At 52.2% G+C, this 16,173-nt stretch carries 18 protein-coding genes; 13 read left to right on the forward strand and 5 right to left on the reverse strand.

Translation table 11 applies throughout. The annotated features are described in order from the left end of the window. Positions 1–59 precede the first annotated feature (59 nt). From ugpA to ugpQ, 4 genes are read left to right on the forward strand one after another with little or no spacing between them, the layout of a single operon-like run. Positions 60–947 carry a sn-glycerol-3-phosphate ABC transporter permease UgpA gene (gene ugpA, locus DW47_RS0105320; RefSeq protein ID WP_029685347.1) on the forward strand — a complete coding sequence of 296 codons (888 nt, stop codon included), beginning with the start codon at positions 60–62 and terminating at the stop codon, positions 945–947. Beyond that, positions 944–1,789 carry a sn-glycerol-3-phosphate ABC transporter permease UgpE gene (gene ugpE, locus DW47_RS0105325; RefSeq protein WP_029685348.1) on the forward strand — a complete coding sequence of 282 codons (846 nt, stop codon included), beginning with the start codon at positions 944–946 and terminating at the stop codon, positions 1,787–1,789. Before ugpA ends, ugpE begins: the two co-directional genes overlap by 4 nt. A 3-nt stretch (positions 1,790–1,792) precedes the next feature. After that, positions 1,793–2,866, forward strand: a complete 1,074-nt coding sequence (locus tag DW47_RS0105330) for a sn-glycerol-3-phosphate import ATP-binding protein UgpC (protein ID WP_029685349.1) — start codon at positions 1,793–1,795, stop codon at positions 2,864–2,866. Then, positions 2,863–3,606, forward strand: a complete 744-nt coding sequence (ugpQ, locus tag DW47_RS0105335) for a glycerophosphodiester phosphodiesterase (RefSeq protein ID WP_029685351.1) — start codon at positions 2,863–2,865, stop codon at positions 3,604–3,606. The genes DW47_RS0105330 and ugpQ overlap by 4 nt, the downstream gene beginning before the upstream one ends. Before the next feature lie 15 nt (positions 3,607–3,621). Here ugpQ and DW47_RS17470 read toward each other — a convergent pair whose 3' ends face one another. Beyond that, the gene (locus tag DW47_RS17470; protein ID WP_161606691.1) at positions 3,622–3,867 is read right to left on the reverse strand and encodes a DUF2756 domain-containing protein; all 246 of its coding nucleotides are present in this window, start codon (positions 3,865–3,867) and stop codon (positions 3,622–3,624) included. Between the two features lie 344 nt (positions 3,868–4,211). Here DW47_RS17470 and DW47_RS0105345 point away from each other — a divergent pair, with 344 nt between their 5' ends. The 4 genes from DW47_RS0105345 to gntU all read left to right on the forward strand — a co-directional run bounded on the left by DW47_RS0105345 (position 4,212) and on the right by gntU (position 8,025). Further along, positions 4,212–4,907 carry a pirin family protein gene (locus tag DW47_RS0105345; protein ID WP_029685353.1) on the forward strand — a complete coding sequence of 232 codons (696 nt, stop codon included), beginning with the start codon at positions 4,212–4,214 and terminating at the stop codon, positions 4,905–4,907. 118 nt (positions 4,908–5,025) lie between these two features. Continuing rightward, complete coding sequence (gntR, locus tag DW47_RS0105350) at positions 5,026–6,021, forward strand: gluconate operon transcriptional repressor GntR (RefSeq protein WP_029685354.1); 996 nt, start codon at positions 5,026–5,028, stop codon at positions 6,019–6,021. A gap of 120 nt (positions 6,022–6,141) precedes the next feature. Beyond that, on the forward strand, positions 6,142–6,672 hold the full coding sequence (gene gntK, locus DW47_RS0105355; protein WP_029685355.1) for a gluconokinase: 531 nt from the start codon (positions 6,142–6,144) through the stop codon (positions 6,670–6,672). A 12-nt stretch (positions 6,673–6,684) separates the two neighbouring features. Beyond that, a complete protein-coding gene (gene gntU / locus DW47_RS0105360) occupies positions 6,685–8,025 on the forward strand; it encodes a gluconate transporter (protein ID WP_029685356.1) in 1,341 nt (446 codons plus the stop codon). 47 nt (positions 8,026–8,072) lie between these two features. On the opposite strand, the gene DW47_RS0105365 is transcribed toward gntU, so the two are convergent. Further along, complete coding sequence (locus DW47_RS0105365; RefSeq protein WP_029685357.1) at positions 8,073–8,672, reverse strand: YhgN family NAAT transporter; 600 nt, start codon at positions 8,670–8,672, stop codon at positions 8,073–8,075. Between the two features lie 299 nt (positions 8,673–8,971). Here DW47_RS0105365 and asd point away from each other — a divergent pair, with 299 nt between their 5' ends. Further along, a complete protein-coding gene (gene asd, locus DW47_RS0105370; RefSeq protein WP_029685358.1) occupies positions 8,972–10,081 on the forward strand; it encodes an aspartate-semialdehyde dehydrogenase in 1,110 nt (369 codons plus the stop codon). A 60-nt stretch (positions 10,082–10,141) separates the two neighbouring features. On the opposite strand, the gene glpD is transcribed toward asd, so the two are convergent. Further along, positions 10,142–11,674 carry a glycerol-3-phosphate dehydrogenase gene (gene glpD / locus DW47_RS0105375; RefSeq protein ID WP_051150834.1) on the reverse strand — a complete coding sequence of 511 codons (1,533 nt, stop codon included), beginning with the start codon at positions 11,672–11,674 and terminating at the stop codon, positions 10,142–10,144. A 231-nt stretch (positions 11,675–11,905) separates the two neighbouring features. On the opposite strand from glpD, the gene glpE reads away from it, so the two are divergent. The 3 genes from glpE to DW47_RS0105390 are packed head-to-tail and all read left to right on the forward strand — an operon-like array spanning position 11,906 to position 13,893. Next, complete coding sequence (glpE, locus tag DW47_RS0105380; RefSeq protein ID WP_029685360.1) at positions 11,906–12,238, forward strand: thiosulfate sulfurtransferase GlpE; 333 nt, start codon at positions 11,906–11,908, stop codon at positions 12,236–12,238. A gap of 20 nt (positions 12,239–12,258) precedes the next feature. Then, a complete protein-coding gene (glpG, locus tag DW47_RS0105385) occupies positions 12,259–13,098 on the forward strand; it encodes a rhomboid family intramembrane serine protease GlpG (protein WP_029685361.1) in 840 nt (279 codons plus the stop codon). Between the two features lie 36 nt (positions 13,099–13,134). Beyond that, a complete protein-coding gene (locus tag DW47_RS0105390; protein WP_029685362.1) occupies positions 13,135–13,893 on the forward strand; it encodes a DeoR/GlpR family transcriptional regulator in 759 nt (252 codons plus the stop codon). Positions 13,894–13,938: 45 nt separating this feature from the next. On the opposite strand, the gene nfuA is transcribed toward DW47_RS0105390, so the two are convergent. Further along, positions 13,939–14,514, reverse strand: coding sequence for a Fe-S biogenesis protein NfuA (gene nfuA, locus DW47_RS0105395; protein WP_029685363.1), 576 nt, complete (start codon positions 14,512–14,514; stop codon positions 13,939–13,941). Between the two features lie 57 nt (positions 14,515–14,571). Further along, the gene (gene gntX, locus DW47_RS0105400) at positions 14,572–15,255 is read right to left on the reverse strand and encodes a DNA utilization protein GntX (protein WP_029685364.1); all 684 of its coding nucleotides are present in this window, start codon (positions 15,253–15,255) and stop codon (positions 14,572–14,574) included. A 33-nt stretch (positions 15,256–15,288) separates the two neighbouring features. On the opposite strand from gntX, the gene bioH reads away from it, so the two are divergent. Further along, entirely contained in the window at positions 15,289–16,056 is a 768-nt protein-coding gene (bioH, locus tag DW47_RS0105405) for a pimeloyl-ACP methyl ester esterase BioH (protein ID WP_029685365.1), read from the forward strand. Positions 16,057–16,173: the final 117 nt, after the last annotated feature.

Genomic DNA, 16,173 nt, shown 5'->3' on the forward strand with positions numbered 1-16,173 from the left:
CCACCCTTTGCTGTGGATCACAGCAAAGGGTAGGCCCTCACCGTCTGAGGCGTCGTAATATGTCATCTTCTCGCCCTGTTTTCCGTCAGCGTCTGCTGCCTTATCTGCTGCTGTTACCGCAGCTGGCGGTAACCCTGATCTTTTTTATCTGGCCTGCCGCCGAAGCCCTGTGGTATTCGGTGCAGAGTGTAGACCCTTTCGGGTTCTCCTCGCAGTTTGTGGGTCTGGAAAACTTCACTGCATTATTCCATGACCGTTACTACTTGGATTCCTTTAAAACGACGCTGATCTTCAGTGTTCTGGTTACCGGTATCGGTTTGATCCTCTCGTTATTGCTGGCTGCAATGGTGGATCATGTTCTGCGGTTGAAAAAGTTTTATCAGACCTTGCTGTTATTGCCGTATGCCGTGGCACCAGCGATTGCGGCGGTGTTGTGGATGTTTTTATTCAGTCCCGGCATTGGGGTGATCAGTTACGTGTTGCAGCAGTTTGGCTGGCAGTGGAACACCGCACAAAACAGTGGTCAGGCGATGTTTCTGGTGGTACTGGCCTCGGTGTGGCAACAGATCAGTTATAACTTTTTATTCTTTTTTGCCGCCCTGCAGTCTGTGCCACGTTCGTTAATCGAAGCTGCAGCTCTAGACGGTGCTGGGCCTGTTCGCCGTTTCACCCACCTCTCATTACCACTTATCACCCCGGTCAGTTTCTTTCTGTTGGTCGTGAATCTGGTGTATGCCTTCTTTGATACCTTTCCGGTGATCGATGCTGCGACCCAAGGCGGGCCGGTACAGGCGACCACCACACTGATTTATAAAGTCTATCGTGAAGGATTTACCGGTCTTGATCTTAGTGCCTCGGCAGCCCAATCCGTCATTCTAATGATGATGGTGGGGGGATTGACCGTCCTGCAGTTCCGTTTTATCGAGCGTAAGGTGCGTTACCAATGATTGAAAATCGTCGCGGGCTGGATATCTTCTGCCACATGATGCTGTGGGGTGCTTTACTGGCTATTCTGTTGCCGCTTTATATTGCGATTGTGGCTGCGACCCTGGATAACCATCAGGTATTCCAAGCACCGATGTCGCTGATCCCCGGAGGTCATTTGTGGGACAACATCACACGGTTATGGACTCAGGGTGTCAACCCAAATAGCCCGCCTTTGGGTAAGATGTTGTTAAATAGCCTCGCCATGGCGCTAGGGATCACTATCGGGAAAATTTCGATTTCGATGATCTCTGCGTTCGCCCTAGTATGGTTCCGTTTTCCGCTACGTCAGCTGTTCTTCTGGATGATTTTTATGACTCTGATGTTGCCGGTCGAGGTGCGTATTTTCCCGACGGTGGAAGTGGTCTCCCAATTGCACTTGCTCAATAGTTATAACGGGTTGATCTTGCCGATGATGGCATCCGCAACGGCAACTTTCCTGTTTCGACAGTTTTTTCTGTCTTTACCCCATGAGCTAATGGAAGCCGCTCGTATTGACGGAGCCAGTCCGGTGCAATTTTTCATCGATATTGTCCTGCCGCTGTCGCGTACCAATTTGGCAGCATTGTTTGTGATCACCTTTATTTACGGCTGGAATCAGTATCTCTGGCCATTGTTAGTGACCAGTGATGCGCGGATGAGTACCGCGGTCGCTGGGATCCGCAGCATGATTTCGCTGGGAGAAGGCGTCACGCAGTGGAATCTGGTCATGGCTGCCATGTTACTGACCATGATCCCACCGTTGCTGGTCGTCATTATTATGCAGCGCGCCTTTGTAAAAGGTCTGGTTGAGAGTGAGAAATAATCGATGGCAAATGTACAGTTTCAGGCAGTAACTAAATCCTATGATGGTAAAAACCGGATTATTCAGCCACTGGATATTACGATTGCCGACGGCGAATTTATGGTAATGGTGGGGCCATCCGGCTGTGGAAAATCGACTTTATTACGCATGGTCGCTGGGCTTGAAACCGTCAGCTCAGGGGATATTTATATCGATAACCAATGTGTGACGCACCTGGAACCGAAAGACCGTGGGATTGCGATGGTATTCCAAAACTATGCGTTATATCCGCATATGTCAGTGGAAAAAAATATGGGCTATGGCCTAAAAATTCGTGGCATGGGTAAAGAGTCTGTCCGGCAGCGTGTGCTAGCGGCAGCCAGAAGTCTGGAGCTGGATAATCTGCTGTCGCGCTATCCTCGAGAACTCTCTGGTGGACAGCGACAAAGGGTGGCAATGGGGCGTGCGATGGTGCGCGAACCCTCGGTGTTTCTGTTCGATGAACCCTTATCTAACCTGGATGCGCGGTTACGGGGACAGATGCGACTGGAGCTACAACAACTACACCGACGTTTGAAAACCACCAGCCTGTATGTCACTCATGATCAAGTGGAAGCCATGACCTTGGCACAGCGAGTGATGGTGATGAATAAAGGAATTGTCGAGCAAGTTGGGTCACCGGCAGAGATCTATGAGAAACCGGCTACCACCTTTGTCGCCGCGTTTATCGGGTCACCGGCGATGAATTTATTGCCGGTACAGGTCAGTGCTGACGGCTGGGCGTTACTGATTGGACCGGGACTGTTGATCGCCTTAGACCGCCAGCTGCCTTCTCTGGCAAACAACTCCCTCACGTTGGGGATCCGCCCAGAACATATCCAGTGCAGTGAGGTACAAGAAGGGGCGCTCCCGATGCAAGTGGAGACGTTGGAAATTCTCGGCGCTGATAATCTGGTCCATGGTAGCATTGGCGGGCACCGGCTGGTGGTTCGTCTGCCTCACCAGCAGCGGCCTCAACCCGGTGAACTGCTGTGGCTGGCACTTCCTCCTGCCGCTCAGCACTATTTTGACAGCACAACAGGACAGCGTCTGGAATGAAAACATCGCTCTGGCCTTACCCGCATATCGTTGCCCACCGGGGCGGTGGTTGTCTAGCACCAGAAAATACCCTTGCTGCGATTGATATCGGCCATCGTTATGGGCAGCGGATGATTGAGTTTGATGCCAAACTGTCGGCGGATCAGCAGGTCTTTCTGCTACATGACGATGATGTTAATCGGACCACTAACGGTCATGGCCTTGCCGGACAGCAGAGTTGGCAGTCCCTATCACGCTTGGATGCCGGCGCTTGGTTTGGTGAGTCTTTTCAAGGTGAGCCTTTGGCCACCTTGCAGCAGGTGGCTTTGCGTTGCCAGCAATACGACATGATGGCCAATATCGAAATTAAACCGAGTCCCGGTGAGGAGGTAGTGACCGGCACCCGGGTAGCACAACAGGCAGACAAGCTCTGGCAGGGGATGACCGCGCCGTTACTCTCTTCGTTTTCCATAGCATCGCTTGCCGCGGCTCAGGCAGCAGCACCGGGGTTACCCCGTGGGTTACTGCTGGACGAATGGCGAGACAATTGGCAGGCACTGACCGACAGGCTGGAGTGTGTGGCGCTACACCTCAATCATCGTTTACTCGATGCAGCCCGTACCCGGGAACTTAAACAGGCAGGATTACGTCTGTTGGTGTATACGGTCAACGACCCATATCGTGCTCGGGAATTACTGGGTTGGGGGGTGGATATGATCTGCACAGACCGTATTGACCTTATCGGCCCGCAATTTCAGTAAGGCCAGCCTTAGTGTTTACGGGCTGGCCTGACGGATCCGCTCGCGGGCCTGTGCCTGCTGCTGGCGGATCCGGCGCTGGATTTTCTGTGACTGCTTGGTGCGATCTTCGCGCAGTGTCTGTTGTTGCTGCTGCTGCTGTTGCAGCATTTGCTGTTTCAGCCGTTGTTGTGAAGGATTCAGCCTTAGCCCCGGCTCCTGATTGAAAGAGGTTGTAGGTAGGGCTGCCATTGCTGATAGCGGTAATAGACTCAGTATAAGCATGTATCGGCACAACATCTTTTCCCCTCCCACATGACCTTTTACTGCCTTGAGTATAGTCCGATCACTGATGTGAAGAAAAAAAAACCACGATCTGGCTTTACAAATAGTAATGATAATGATTATTATTACCACATCCCGTTCAGGCTCTGTGACACATCCTGCCGGGTGACGACATTGCTCACATTGCTTCCGATATGACTTTGCCAGCCTGCCAGGCTGGCTTTTTTTTATTTGCGCTACCCACCGACGTTTATTCATTTTTTTTGAACAGAGGGATGAACTTATTCCGCTGTTTTTTCTGACGGATCCGGTTCAGACTGACCTTAACAGCTAAGGAGTCTGACATGATTTATGTACGTAAAGCAGAGCAGCGTGGCCATGCCCAACATGGCTGGCTGGACAGTTGGCACACCTTTTCCTTCGCGGAGTATTACGACCCAGAATTTATGGGCTTCTCGGCACTGCGAGTGATTAACGAAGATGTGATTGCCCCAGGACAAGGGTTTGGCACCCATCCTCATAAGGACATGGAAATCCTGACGTATGTTTTGTCCGGCACCGTCGAACATCAGGATAGCATGGGTAACAAAGAGCAGATCCCGGCTGGTGAATTTCAGATTATGAGTGCCGGTACCGGTGTCAGACACTCAGAATATAACGCCAGTGCAAGTGAACCTCTACACCTGTATCAGATCTGGATCATCCCGCAGCAAGCAGGGGTAGAGCCGCGTTATGAGCAGAAAAAGTTTGATGCCCCGCAGGGACGGCAGTGGGTTCTGACCCCAGATAGCCGCGAAGGGTCTTTGAAAGTCTGGCAGGATATGACGTTATCGCGCTGGGCACTGACACAGGGTGAAACCGGCAGCTTGACCCTCGACAGTCGTCGCAATTACTGGGTGCAGGTCGTGAAGGGCGATGTCACGCTGAATGGCGAGTCTCTGAGTACCAGCGATGCGCTAGCGCTGCATCAGGAATCGTTGCTCAGTCTGCAGGCAGACAGTGCCGCGGAAGTGTTGATTTTCGATCTCCCGACGGTCTGACAAACGGCTTTACACTTTAAAAATAATGTCCTGTGAGCGAGATCGCTCTCAGGACATTTTTGTGTCGTCAAATAATGCTAAACTCAAACGGGTCTCTCCAAGGGTGAGTATTATGACAATAAAGAAAAAAAGGCCGGTCCTTCAAGATGTTGCAGACAAGCTGGGGGTGACCAAAATGACGGTTAGCCGGTATCTGCGTCATCCGGAACAGGTCTCCTCCGCCCTCGGGGAGCGTATTGCGGTGGTATTGGATGAATTGGGCTATATCCCCAACCGAGTCCCTGACATGTTATCCAATTCTACCAGCCGAGCCATCGGCGTCCTGTTACCCTCTCTGACCAACCATGTGTTTGCCGATGTCCTACAGGGGATTGAGTCCGTAGCCGATGCTGCCGGTTATCAGACGTTGGTGGCACACTTCGGTTATCAGCCGGAAAAAGAGGAACGTCAACTCCGCTCACTGTTGGGCTGGAATGTCGACGGGGTGATCCTCACCGAAAGGACCCATACTACAGCCACGTTACGCATGCTGGAAACCGCCGGGATTCCGGTGGTGGAAATTATGGATGCTGTCTCACCTTGCCTGGATATGGCGGTCGGGTTTGATAACCTTGAGGCAACTCGGCAAATGACTCAGCGTCTACTTTCTCGGGGTTATCGTGCACCGGTCTATCTCGGTGCGCGTCTTGATGAACGTACTCTTCTCAAAGAACAGGGTTATCGCCGAGCAATGGAAGAGGCGGGGCTGATGCCTTGTTCGGTGATGAGCGAAATGGCGTCTTCCTTCACAACCGGGGCACTGTTGTTTTGCGAAGCCCAGCAGCGTTTCCCGCAGATGGATAGCCTATGCTGTACCAACGATGACCTGGCAGTGGGGGCCATGTTCGAGTGCCAGCGTCAAGGGATAGAGGTTCCGCAACAGATAGCGATTTCTGGCTTCCACGGCCATGATATCACCCGTGTGGTCACCCCGGCGTTGGCGACGGTAGTCACTCCCCGTAAACGTATTGGCGAGGTGGCGACCTCGCTGCTACTGCAACGACTCCGTGGTGAGCCAATTGCGGAGCCTGTCCGAGATCTCGGTTTTACGATCGAAAATGGCGGAAGTCTTTAAGTAGTTTTATGATTTGGTTCACAGTTTGATGTTTTTTATATTTTAACTGTTGCCAGAAAATGAACGACTCATGACAATGTTTTGATGAATTGTTATCGGTAACATTTGTCGGAGCATCTAATGGCCTCATCTTCTTCACAACATTACGTCTTTATCCTGATGGGCGTATCAGGCAGCGGCAAATCAGTGGTTGCCAATCGGGTTGCCCACGAATTACAGACCGCCTTTCTTGACGGTGACTTTCTTCACCCACGCGCCAACATTCAGAAAATGGCTGACGGTAATCCCTTGGATGATGAGGATCGCAAACCTTGGCTAAAAGCGATCAATGATGCCGCCTTTGCTATGCAGCGCACCCAGGAAACGTCGCTGATTGTCTGCTCGGCGCTGAAGAAAAAATATCGTGATATCTTGCGTGAAGGTAATAGCAATCTGAAATTTATCTATCTGCAGGGGGATTTCGATACCATCGAAGCCCGGCTGAAGGCGCGTAAAGGACACTTTTTCAAGCCAGCGATGTTGGTGACGCAGTTTGAAACACTGGAAGAGCCAGGTGATGATGAAACGGATGTCATCAACGTTGATATTCATCAGTCAGTGGACGAGGTTGTCGCAGCCACTATTGCGGCCATCAGACAGGTAATTGCGTAGGGGCTGACCATGATAAGCACTGCAACGCTGGTACTGACGGCGGCGGGCTCTGTGCTGCTGCTGTTATTGCTGGTGATGAAAGCCCGTTTACACGCCTTTGTGGCGCTGATGCTGGTCTCGGTCGGTGCTGGCTTGCTGTCAGGTATGCCCCTTGAAAAAATCACGGCCACCATGCAGCAAGGTATGGGCGGTACTCTCGGATTCTTGGCCATCGTGGTTGCGCTGGGGGCGATGTTCGGCAAAATCCTCCATGAAACCGGTGCAGTGGATCAAATAGCGTCTCGGATGTTGAGTACTTTCGGTGAAAAGCGAGCCCATTACGCCATGGGGATCGCTGGATTTATCTGTGCCTTACCCTTATTTTTCGAAGTCGCGATTGTGCTATTAATCAGTATTGCCTTTGCGGTGGCACGTCGTACCGGCGGGAATCTGGTACGTTTGGTGACCCCACTGTTTGCTGGGGTAGCCGCAGCCGCAGCCTTCGTCTTGCCGGGGCCGGCACCGATGTTATTGGCCTCACAGATGCATGCTGATTTTGGCTGGATGATTTTGCTGGGCCTGTGTGCCGCCATTCCAGGCATGCTCATTGCCGGGCCGTTGTTCGGTTCGCTGATTGCTCGTTACGTGCATTTTCCGTTACCGGAGCAGGAGCTGACCCCACCAGCGGTCAAAGACAAGCTGCCTTCTTTCGGCCTCAGTTTATCGTTGATCCTGTTCCCGCTGGTACTGGTGGGGCTGAAGACCATTGGCAGCCATTTTGTTGCCCACGGCAGCCGTACTGACCATATCCTTGAGTTCATCGGTCATCCGTTTATCGCTATTCTCTTGGCCTGTCTGATCACCATTTATGGTCTAGCACGTCGTCAGGGTATGGAAAAGTCGCGGGTGATGCAGATTTGCGGAGAAGCTCTGCAACCGGCGGGCATTATTCTGCTGGTGATCGGTGCCGGGGGCGTGTTTAAACAGGTCCTGGTCGACTCTGGCGTTGGCCCGGCACTGGGTGATGCCATTGCTGGCGCCGGTCTACCAGTCGCGGTTGCCTGTTTTGTACTGGCCGGAGCGGTGAGGATCATTCAGGGATCAGCGACAGTCGCCTGCCTGACGGCTGTCGGACTGATCACGCCAGTGATTGAGCCCCTGCATTACAGTGGGGCACAACTGGCGGCATTGTCGATTTGCATCGGCGGTGGCTCCATCATTTTCAGTCATGTGAATGATGCGGGATTCTGGTTATTCGGGCGGTTTACCGGCGCAACAGAAGCGGAAACGCTGAAAACCTGGACCCTGATGGAGACCATCCTCGGGACTACCGGTGGTCTTATCGGTATGTTAGCGTTTTCGCTTCTCAGCTAAGCGTCTAGCAATGGGCGCAGTCACAGTGATGTGCTGCGCCCCATCAGTTATAGCTTCAGATAGGCTCGGATGCCGTCGAGGAACATTTGCGTCGCCAGCATAATCAAGATCAATCCCATCAGGCGCTCAAGCGCATTAACCCCTTTATCCCCGAGCAACCGCAAAAATACCCCTGACATCAGCAGCACCGTTGAAGTGATCGCCCAAGCCAGCAGCAGTGCGACCACCAGCATTCCCAACGACCCTGGATATTGATGGGACATCAGCATCAGGGTGGCCAGCAGTGAAGGTCCAGCCACTAGCGGGATCGCCAGTGGTACCAAAAACGGCTCATCCCCTACCGGTAGCCCACTGCCAGATCCGCCGCTCTCTTGTCCCGGAAAAATCATCTTAATGGCGATCAGGAACAAAATGATACCGCCGGAAATTGACACGGTTTCGGTACGTAGGTTGAGAAAGGCGAGAATTTTCTCACCGGTAAACAAAAAAATCAGCATGATGACCAAGGCAATCACCAGCTCTCTGATCATTACGATCCGGCGGCGGCGTGGCTCCAGGTGCTTCAGTACCGACATAAAGATCGGTAGATTGCCCAGCGGGTCCATGATCAGCAACAGCAATACGGTAACGGAAATCATCTCGGTCATTAGGGGGTGGGTATCCTTTGTCAAACGCGACTATTAGCATAATGATTAAAAAGGGCTGGCGTATCGTATTTATTCACTTGCCAGATAGCGTGCATTTTGTAGAGTTGGGGGTCATAGGTAAATCCGATAATGACATCCGGGGCCGGTTTCTACTGGCGACGTCTCTTTTTTCATCCATCTCGCGGCCCGGAGCGGATTATATTACCCGCAGATCGTATAATTTGGCGATCGGTTGTCAATGTTCTTGGCAATATGATGTAACGGCTCAGGATTCAGAATACAGGATAAGCAGGCATAACATGAAAAATGTAGGTTTTATTGGCTGGCGCGGTATGGTTGGTTCCGTACTGATGTCCAGAATGAGCGAAGAACGTGATTTCGACGCGATCAATCCGGTCTTTTTCTCAACGTCCCAACATGGACAGCCTGCCCCGTCATTCGGTGGCCGGGAAAACGGTGTTTTGCAGGATGCCAGTGATATTGAGGCTCTGCGTGCGCTGGACATTATCATTACCTGCCAGGGAGGTGATTACACCAGCGATATTTATCCAAAACTGCGCGCCTCCGGCTGGCAGGGATACTGGATTGACGCGGCCTCAACCCTGCGTATGGATGATGATGCGATTATCATTCTCGATCCGGTTAACCAGAAGGTCATTGAGCAGGGTCTGGATAAAGGCATCAAGACCTTTGTTGGCGGTAACTGTACCGTGAGCTTGATGCTGATGTCACTGGGCGGTCTGTTTGCTAGTGATTTGGTCGAGTGGGCATCAGTGGCGACGTATCAGGCCGCTTCCGGCGGTGGTGCTCGCCATATGCGCGAACTGCTGACTCAGATGGGAATGCTGCATAATAATGTGGCGAAAGAGCTGCAGGACCCAGCGTCTGCCATTTTAGATATTGAGCGTAAAGTCACTGATCTCACCCGCTCAGGGACGCTGCCGACGGACAACTTTGGCGTGCCGCTGGCGGGTAGTTTGATTCCGTGGATCGACAAACAACTGGAAAACGGGCAGAGCCGAGAAGAGTGGAAAGGTCAGGCAGAGACAAACAAAATCCTCGCTACCCCAAGTATTATTCCAGTAGACGGGCTGTGTGTGCGGGTCGGTGCACTGCGCTGTCACAGCCAAGCCTTTACGCTGAAATTGAAGCAGGATATTCCGCTCAGTGAGATAGAGCAGCGGCTCGCTAGCCACAATGAGTGGGTAAAAGTGGTACCGAACGATCGTGAGCTGTCAATGCGCGAGCTGACACCAGCCGCGGTGACGGGGACGCTGACAACCCCAGTTGGGCGTTTACGTAAGCTGAACATGGGGCCACAATATCTGTCAGCCTTTACTGTCGGTGACCAGTTGTTGTGGGGCGCCGCTGAGCCGCTGAGAAGAATGCTACGTCAACTGGCTGGCTGATAGGGTAATCGATAGGCGTAGAAAAGGCGGCACGGGTGCCGCCTTTTTTGTGTGAATCGATTAGATTTCACTCACTGGCTGTGGGGTCACCAATGGCGGTACCGACACTGGGGCATGCTGTGAACTCAGCCACTCACTGATACGCGCTTGTTGCGGTTCTGTCAGCCACATACCTTGTTTGGTTCGACGCCAGATAGCGTCATCCAGACCATACACCCATTCATGATCGACCAGATAGCGCAACTCAGCTTCATAGAATTCATGACCGAAATTCTCGCCCAGATCGTCAAGCGACTGCGCATCGCCGAGCAATTTTTCAGTATTACTGCCATACGTACGAGCATAGTGCATTGCCATGGAGGCGCTGATAAACGGATAGCGTCTGCGTAGGCTAGCGGCAAAATCCTCACGGCTGCCGGAGAAGTGGCCACCCGGTAGCACACTCTGTTTGGTCCAAGCCGGGCCAGCATTGGGGTAATATTTCGCCAATTTTTCCATCGCATGTTCAGCCAGCTTACGGTAGGTGGTCAGCTTACCGCCAAATACTGATAGTAGCGGTGCTTTACCCTGATCATCATGGACATCCAGGGTGTAATCACGGGTAATTGCCTGCGGTGAGTCCGATTCATCATCACACAGCGGGCGTACACCGGAATACGTCCAGACAATGTCTTCCGCCGTCAGATTCTGGCGGAAATGGACATTAAACACTGTCAGCAGGTAGTCGATCTCTTTTTCTTCAATGGCAACCTGTTTCGGATCGCCATGATATTCGACATCGGTGGTGCCGATAATCGAGAACTCATCCATCCACGGGATCACGAATACGATACGGTGATCTTCATTCTGTAAGATATAAGCTTCTTTGCCGGTATGCACCCGCGGTACCACAATATGGCTACCTTTGATCAGGCGGATCCCGTACGGAGACTTGATCTTCAGGCTGTCATCAAAGAACTCTTTCACCCATGGCCCAGCGGCATTCACCAATCCCTTCGCCTGCCAGCGGAGCTGTTCACCGTTATCAGTATTTTCTGCTTCGACAATCCACAGGCCGTTTTCCCGCCAAGCACGGGTAACTCGAGTGTGGGATTTGACTTCACCGCCGTGTTCGATCACTGATTGAGCATTTGCCACGACCATGCGGGCATCATCAACCCAGCAATCAGAGTATTCAAAACCGCGAGTGATTTCGGGTTTCAGTACCGAGTCACGGCCAAAGCGGATCCCTTGGCTGGCAGGTAAACTGGTTCGTTTACCTAAATGATCGTACAGAAACAGTCCCATACGGATCATCCATGCTGGACGCAGATGCGGACGATGCGGCAGGCGAAAACGCATTGGGAACGCCAAGTGAGGGGCCATTTTCAGCAGTACTTCGCGTTCTGCTAGGGCTTCACTGACCAGACGGAATTCATGATGTTCCAGATAGCGTAGCCCGCCATGGATCAATTTTGAACTGGCAGAGGACGTCGCGCACGCAAAGTCCCTGGCTTCCAGCATCAACACCGACAGGCCGCGTCCTGCAGCATCTGCTGCAATCCCTGCACCGTTGATACCCCCGCCGATGACGATCAGATCTTTGGTTTCCACGTTTCTTCCTCCGGTGTTCGGAATAATCATCGTTATGTTCGTTTTCGAACGTAATAGTAATCGAAAACAAACATACATGCCAATAATTAACCTATTTAAAACAATTTAGCGTGATACAGGTAACATAACCGCACAACAAAAAAGCAGCACCGCTATTTTTATCCGATTATCGGAAGGGCCAGATCAGGTTACAATGGACGACTGTGAGCTGATTTAATTAGAGAATATGAAATGGAAACCTACGAATGTATTAATGTCCTGCAAGCCGACAGCCTGTTACAGCAGGGAGCGGTGCTGGTGGATATCCGCGATCCGCAGAGTTTCGAGGCCGCACATGTGGCAGAGGCGTTTCATCTGACTAACGGCACTATGAATGCGTTTATGGAAAAAGCGGATTTTGACCAGCCTGTATTGGTGCTCTGTTACCACGGCAACAGCAGTAAAGGGGCGGCACAGTATCTGATTAACCAAGGGTTTGATCAGGTCTATAGCGTGGATGGTGGCTTTGATGCGTGGCGTATTGCTTTTCCGGCGCAGATCCGTTCCGAACTCACCCACGAGTAGCAGCAACCTGGGGCACCTTCATGAAATGTATTACACAGTTTTCGAATCCACGGATGGCGCAAGCATTTGTCGATTATATGGCTACCCGTGGCGTGACATTACATCTTGAACCACAGCAGCAACATTATCTGTTATGGCTGGATGATGGGCAGCAACTGACGTTAACCGAAACTGAGTTAAGCCGTTTTCTCCAAGATCCTAACCATCCGCGTTATCAGGAAGCCAGTTGGAAGAGTGGCGGTAAAGGCTTACAGATGTCCTATCCACGCGGGCAGTTCTGGCGCAATATCCGTGAACGTGCCGGTCCGCTGACCCTGGGTGTGATGGTTATCTGTATCGCAGTGTTTATTCTGATGCAGATCCTCGGGGATGAAACCGTATTACGCTGGTTATCTTGGCCAGATGGCCCGGATCAGTATTTTCAGGTCTGGCGTTGGGTCAGCCATGCATTTCTGCATTTCTCGCTGCTGCATATCGTGTTCAACCTGTTGTGGTGGTGGTACTTGGGCGGGTTGGTCGAAAAACGTCTCGGTAGCGGAAAGCTATTTGTGATCGCGCTGATCTCCGCCTTACTCAGTGGCTGGATGCAGGCGAAATACAGTGGCATCTGGTTTGGTGGGTTATCCGGTGTCGTCTATGCGCTGATGGGCTATTGTTGGTTGCGGGGTGAACGTGATCCACAAAGCGGCGTCTTCTTGGAACGAGGTCTGATTGTGTTCTCGATCCTGTGGTTGGTGGTGGGCTACTACGGTATGTTCGGTATGGATATTGCTAATATGGCGCACTTTACTGGGCTACTGGTCGGTCTGGCCATGGCCTTTACTGATAGTCAAGCCGCTGCAAAACGGCATAAACGTTAACAGAGTATGCAGGGAAAACCTGTCGGGGAGAGCAGAGTGAAGCAGACTCAACGCCATGATGTGATTATTGAAATGGTCAAACGTCAGGGTTATGTGAGTACCGAAGAGCTGGTTGAGCATTTTTCGGTTAGCCCGCAGACGATTCGCCGAGACCTGAATGATCTGGCAGAGCAGAATCAGATCCAGCGTCATCACGGTGGGGCGGCATTGCCTTCCAGTGCAGAGAACACTGCTTGGCATGATCGGCGCATGATGTTTTCTGAACAGAAAGCACGTATCGCCCGCAGCGTTGCGGCGCAGATCCCGGAAGGGGCAACCCTATTTATCGATATCGGTACGACCCCAGAAGCGGTTGCACATGCGCTGTTGAACCATCAACGTTTGCAGGTGGTCACTAATAACCTGAATGTCGCGGTGTTATTGATGGCGAAACCGGAATTCCGTGTGATCTTGGCAGGTGGTGATGTGCGTTCACGGGATGGCGGTATTATTGGCGAGGCGACCATGGACTTTATTTCTCAGTTCCGCCTCGACTACGGTATCCTCGGCATCAGTGGTATTGACCGGGACGGCACACTGCTGGAGTTTGACTATCATGAAGTCCGTACTAAGCAGGCGATCATTGAGAACTCCCGTAATGTGATGCTGGTTACTGACCATTCCAAATTTGGACGTAATGCGATGGTAAGCCTAGGAAATATCGGCATGGTGGATAGTCTGTATACCGATAAACAGCCGCCGGAAGAATTACTGAAGGTGATTAACCAGCAGAAGGTACAGTTGGTACTGTGCTAACCCATAACGTTTATCCACCGCACAAGGCGATGGATAAACGGTCTATCAGTAATAGGAGTGTTCGCCGGGCTGGTGCTCGGTCAAATCACGGACCCCTTTCAGCTCTGGGAAGGTGGTCAGCAGTTCTTTCTCGATCCCTTCTTTCAAGGTCACATCGACCATGGAACAACCATTGCAGCCCCCGCCGAATTGCAGGATCACATAGCCGTCGTCGGTGATTTCCATCAGCGAGACTTTACCACCGTGGCTGGCTAACTGCGGGTTAATCTGCGCCTGCAGCATGTACTCCACGCGTTCCGCTAATGGCGCATCATCGGCCACTTTACGCATTTTGGCATTGGGCGCTTTCAGGGTCAGTTGTGAACCCAGATTGTCGGTCACAAAGTCGATTTCTGCGTCTTCCAGATAAGGAGCGCTCAACTCATCAACATAAGCAATCAGATGCTCATATTTCAGCTCGGTATCGGTAGTTTCTACCGCATCCGGTGGGCAATAAGAGACTCCGCATTCCGCGCCCGGGGTTCCCGGATTGATCACGAAAACACGGATCTGGGTGCCTTCTTCCTGTTTGGCGAGCAGCTTAACAAAATGCTCCTGGGCAGTATCAGTAATACGGATCATAGTATGGCTCAATAGTTGACTGAAACAGTAGGTGATAATACGCCCATCACCGTGACTCTACAAGGTACGACACAGGCACCACACCTGAATCATCGCCGCGCCTGCCTGCTGAAGTCGGCGGGTAATTTCCGCGGCAGTGCTGCCACTGGTTACGACATCGTCTATCAGCACCACTTTCAATCCGGAGAGGTCCTGGGTGACCCTGAACGCCTGATGCAAGTTACGTTGTCTCTGCCGATGGTTAAGGCGATGCTGGACGGCGGTTTTACGTACCCGTAGCAGAGCATCCGGTGCATAGTGGCAGGAAAGCCAGTGCGACAGCGGCTTAGCCAGCAGCTCAGACTGATTATAGCCCCGTGACCATAACCGCTGAGGGTGAAGGGGTGAGCTGAGGATCAGGTCTGGTCGTGGTAGACCGTAGATTCTGCGCTGCTGTAGCCAGCTTAGCAAAATCAGTTTTGCCAACATCACCGCCAGTGCGGTATTTCCGGAAAATTTAAATTGATGCAAAAGCCGGCTCAGGGGGGGCTGGTAACCGTTGGCACAGATTAGCGTTTGCCAAGGGGGCGGCTTCTGTACACAGCGACCACATTCTCGGGTCTTCGGGGCAGCCGGCAGGCCACAGCGGCTACAGAGTGAGCCCATTGACGGTAACTGGCGTAGACAGAAGCTGCAAATCCCGCGCCCCTGTGCCACCACCGGTAACTGGCACAGCCAGCAATTTGTCCTGAAAATGAACATGCTATGCTCTCTTTTATTTGACGGAGTTTGGCCATCATGTCCCTTTATTGGCACACCTGTGGAGAGGGAAAACGCGATCTTGTGCTATTGCACGGCTGGGGGATGAATTCTGAAGTCTGGCGTGGCATCCTGACGCGGCTTTGCCCGCATTTTCGTCTGCATCTGGTCGATTTGCCCGGGTACGGACGCAGTCGTGATACCCCGGCGCTCACCCTGCCCGCACTCTGCGAAGCGTTACTCCCCCAGTTACCGGAAGGCTCACTGGTACTCGGCTGGTCCCTAGGGGGGCTGGTGGCAACTCAGTTGGCCCTGCAGGTTCCACAGCGACTGCAAGGTTTGATCATGGCGGCGACTTCTCCCTGTTTTGCTGCACAGGGAGACTGGCCGGGTATCCGGCCATCGGTGCTGTTAGGTTTTGAACACCAGCTCAGCCAGCACTTTGAAAAAACGGTCGAACGCTTTATGGCGTTACAGACCCTGGGAACACCTTCTGCTCGTCAAGATGCGGTAGCATTGCGGGAGGCGGTATTAACTCAGCCACTGCCTGAGGTTAGAGTGTTGAATGCCGGGCTGAGCCTGTTACAGAACACGGACTTTCGTCCTCGGCTGGCAGAGATTTCAGTACCCTCATTGCGGATTTACGGTGCTCTGGATGCACTGGTTCCACGAGACATTGTGCCGCGAGTGGATACACTCAGCGGGAACGGTCATTCGGTGGTGATCCCGAAAGCCGGTCATGCGCCTTTTATCTCTCATCCTGACTTTTTCAGCCAAATTTTGACGGACTTCTCACAAATTTGATAAATAGCGGTGTTGGGCAGTGGCCCATTAACTAAAGCGGGGCTATTTCTGTTAGTGAGTGTTTTTTGTCTACCTCTGGTCCGCTGAAGATGCGTGGACTTTCCTGTAGGGAGAATC

Source organism: Tatumella saanichensis (assembly GCF_000439375.1).
Classification (GTDB): domain Bacteria; phylum Pseudomonadota; class Gammaproteobacteria; order Enterobacterales; family Enterobacteriaceae; genus Tatumella; species Tatumella saanichensis.

Coding starts and splice junctions, on each gene's coding strand:
- ugpA (WP_029685347.1), top strand. CDS start 60: ATGTCATCTTCTCGCCCTGTTTTCCGTCAGCGTCTGCTGCCTTATCTG.
- ugpE (WP_029685348.1), top strand. CDS start 944: ATGATTGAAAATCGTCGCGGGCTGGATATCTTCTGCCACATGATGCTG.
- DW47_RS0105330 (WP_029685349.1), top strand. CDS start 1,793: ATGGCAAATGTACAGTTTCAGGCAGTAACTAAATCCTATGATGGTAAA.
- ugpQ (WP_029685351.1), top strand. CDS start 2,863: ATGAAAACATCGCTCTGGCCTTACCCGCATATCGTTGCCCACCGGGGC.
- DW47_RS17470 (WP_161606691.1), bottom strand. CDS start 3,867: ATGCTTATACTGAGTCTATTACCGCTATCAGCAATGGCAGCCCTACCT.
- DW47_RS0105345 (WP_029685353.1), top strand. CDS start 4,212: ATGATTTATGTACGTAAAGCAGAGCAGCGTGGCCATGCCCAACATGGC.
- gntK (WP_029685355.1), top strand. CDS start 6,142: ATGGCCTCATCTTCTTCACAACATTACGTCTTTATCCTGATGGGCGTA.
- DW47_RS0105365 (WP_029685357.1), bottom strand. CDS start 8,672: ATGACCGAGATGATTTCCGTTACCGTATTGCTGTTGCTGATCATGGAC.
- asd (WP_029685358.1), top strand. CDS start 8,972: ATGAAAAATGTAGGTTTTATTGGCTGGCGCGGTATGGTTGGTTCCGTA.
- glpE (WP_029685360.1), top strand. CDS start 11,906: ATGGAAACCTACGAATGTATTAATGTCCTGCAAGCCGACAGCCTGTTA.
- glpG (WP_029685361.1), top strand. CDS start 12,259: ATGAAATGTATTACACAGTTTTCGAATCCACGGATGGCGCAAGCATTT.
- nfuA (WP_029685363.1), bottom strand. CDS start 14,514: ATGATCCGTATTACTGATACTGCCCAGGAGCATTTTGTTAAGCTGCTC.
- gntX (WP_029685364.1), bottom strand. CDS start 15,255: ATGTTCATTTTCAGGACAAATTGCTGGCTGTGCCAGTTACCGGTGGTG.